Raw genomic sequence first — 2,498 nt, forward strand, 5'->3', positions numbered from 1 at the left:
TGTCAACGGTTTCTGAAATTTGACCCCCTGGGGGTCCGTGAAATGTGACCCCGGGTCGATTTCAAGATCAGGTAGTGCGGTGTTCTCGGTGGTGCGGGTGTGCCGTGGCGGTGGTGGTCTTCCCGGCGTGGTGTGCGCGGGTGATCAGGCCTGCGAAGACGGCGGTGGTGGTCGCTTCCCAGGTGTGGGTGAGCCAGGCGACGATTCGGGCGTCGAACGCGCCGAGGGTGACGCCGGCGTCGGTGACTGCCTGCAGGAGGTGGTCGTGGCGGGCGGCCGGGGGCAGGTGGGGGTCGGTGTCGGGGCGGCGGGCCAGCAGGCTCTGGTGGGCCTCGGCCTCGGTGGTGAACGGGCCGTCGGGTGGGGCCTGCGGGGTGGTGGTCATTGCCGGTCCTGGTCGGGGCGGCCTTTGGTGAGCAGTTCGCGGCGTTGGCGGGTGCGGTAGGAGTCGCCGGTGAGGGTGAGGACCTCGGCGTGGTGGACGAGCCGGTCGATCATCGCGGCGGCGACGATGTCGTCGGAGAACGTCTCGCCCCAGCGGCCGAACGGCAGGTTGGAGGTGACCATGACGGAGGCCTGTTCGTAGCGGGAGGCGATGAGCTGGAAGAACAGGTTCGCGGCGTCCTGGCCGAAGGGGATGTAGCCGACCTCGTCGATGATGATGAGTTTGTAGCGGCGGATCTTCGTGAGTTCGGCGTCGAGCCGGCCGGCGTGGTGCGCGTCGGACAGCCGGGTGATCCAGTTGCTGGCGGTGTCGAACAGGACGGAGTAGCCGGCCTGGGTGGCTTTGACCCCGAGGCCGATCGCGAGGTGGGTCTTGCCGATCCCGGGCGGGCCGAGCAGGACGACGTTCTCGGCCTTCGCGACGTAGGTGCTGGTCGCGAGGTGGGCGAGCAGGTCGCGGCGCAGCGAGGGCAGGTGGTCGAGGTTGAAGTCCTCCAACGTCTTGACGGTCGGGAAGTGCGCGGTGCGAATCCGCATGACGGTGCCCTTGGACTCGCGGTCGGCGACCTGGCGTTGCAGCAGGGCGGCGAGGTAGTCCTCATGTGACCAGTTCTCGGCGCGGGCCTGGTCGGCGAGCTGTTCCCAGAACGCGCCGATCGTCGGGGTCTTCAACACCCGGGTCAGATAGGCGATCATCGCGGGCAGGCCGTCCCGGGCCGCGGCGGTCGTGGTGGTCATGGCTGGTTCTCCGTTCCGGTGGGGTCGAAGTCGACGCCGAACAGGGCGTCGTAGTCCGGCAGCGCGCGCAGCGCGACCGGGTGTCCGTCGGCGTGCCGACGGCTCTGACGGGCCTGACGGTCGGCGGCCAGGGCCTGGCGCATGGCCTTCGCGGCCGTGGCGTGGGCCGGGTCGGTGACCACCGTGTGTGGTGCCCAGCTGCGGCGGTGGGCGGCGACGGTCTGGCCGTCGCAGAGCGCGGTGACCGTCTCGAGTGAGGCGGTGACGTCGACGAACCGGCCGATCATCCGCGGGTCGACCGAGTAGTCGGACGCGTCGACGCGGACGTAGTAGTCCCGTCCCAGGCGGACCCGGCTGGCCAGGCCGACGGGCGGGGCGACCGGAGGCAGCGCAAGCATCGCCGCCCTGTCGGTGGGCAGCAGGTCGACCGGGCGGCCACTGATCGACCGGACGGTGCGGGCGTTCGCCGAGACCAGCCAGTCGGACAGCTGGACGTTGAAATCGGCCGGCGAGGCGAACCGGCGTCCCGGTAGGAACGACGTCTCCAGATAGCCGTTCGCCCGCTCGACGAGCCCTTTGAACTCCGGGTCCCGCGGTGGCGCGAGCCGGATCCTGGTGGCCAGCGTGCCCGCGAACGCCGCCGCCGGCGCGGTCGGGCGGCCACCGCCGCCGATCGCGGCCTCCCGGTCCCAGACCAGCGTCTTCGTGACCCGCCCGACGCCGCCGATCAGCAGCCACATCCCAGCGAGGATGTCCCCGGCCTGCCGCGAGGGGATCATCGTCGCGGTCAGGAACCGGGAGAACCCCAGCGCCATCACCAGCACCGGCAGCACCCGTTCCTGCCCCGCCGCGACCGGGACCGGCGCCGCCGGGAACCACAGATCACACTGCGCGACCTGCCCTGGCTCGTAGACGACCCGATCCACCGGGTCGATCCCGACATACTCCGGCCGGATCACCGCGAGCCGCCGCTTCAACGGCGAGAGCGAATAGGTCCAGCCGATCCGCTGCGCGATCACCGTCGCCGGCATCCGCGGCCACTCGGCCAGCAACGCCCGGATCCGGGGCTCGAACGGATCCACCACCGAACCCCGCGCCGGCCGCGAGTACCTCGGGGGACCATCCGACGCCAACGCCTTACGGACCGTGTTCCGCGCGACTCCAAGCCGCCGGGCGATCTCCTTGATCGGAACCTGCTCGGCCCGATGCAACCTGCGGATCTCCGCCCAGTCCTCCACCTTCAGCACCTCCCTACGCAAGCAGGAGGGTCAACTTTCGGAGGTCCCCAGGGGGTCAGTTTTCACGGACCGGCGACA

The 2,498-nt window shown here is 70.5% G+C and carries 3 protein-coding genes; all 3 read right to left on the reverse strand.

The genetic code is table 11. The features are described 5' to 3' along the window. Nucleotides 1–67: 67 nt before the first annotated feature. Genes I6A60_RS40920 through istA form a run of 3 tightly spaced genes read right to left on the reverse strand, consistent with a single transcriptional unit; the run spans nt 68 to nt 2,429 of the window. Nucleotides 68–385, reverse strand: a complete 318-nt coding sequence (locus I6A60_RS40920) for a hypothetical protein (RefSeq protein WP_203017266.1) — start codon at nt 383–385, stop codon at nt 68–70. Continuing rightward, nucleotides 382–1,182 carry an IS21-like element helper ATPase IstB gene (istB, locus tag I6A60_RS40925; RefSeq protein ID WP_203017264.1) on the reverse strand — a complete coding sequence of 267 codons (801 nt, stop codon included), beginning with the start codon at nt 1,180–1,182 and terminating at the stop codon, nt 382–384. Before istB ends, I6A60_RS40920 begins: the two co-directional genes overlap by 4 nt. After that, nucleotides 1,179–2,429, reverse strand: a complete 1,251-nt coding sequence (gene istA, locus I6A60_RS40930; protein WP_203017262.1) for an IS21 family transposase — start codon at nt 2,427–2,429, stop codon at nt 1,179–1,181. Before istA ends, istB begins: the two co-directional genes overlap by 4 nt. Nucleotides 2,430–2,498 lie beyond the last annotated feature (69 nt).

The sequence above is a fragment of the Frankia sp. AgB1.9 genome (genome assembly GCF_016786355.1).
In the GTDB taxonomy this organism is placed as follows: domain Bacteria; phylum Actinomycetota; class Actinomycetes; order Frankiales; family Frankiaceae; genus Pseudofrankia.

Excerpts from the sequence above, each read along its gene's own strand:
- istB (WP_203017264.1), bottom strand. The coding sequence starts at position 1,182 with ATGACCACCACGACCGCCGCGGCCCGGGACGGCCTGCCCGCGATGATC.
- I6A60_RS40920 (WP_203017266.1), bottom strand. The coding sequence starts at position 385 with ATGACCACCACCCCGCAGGCCCCACCCGACGGCCCGTTCACCACCGAG.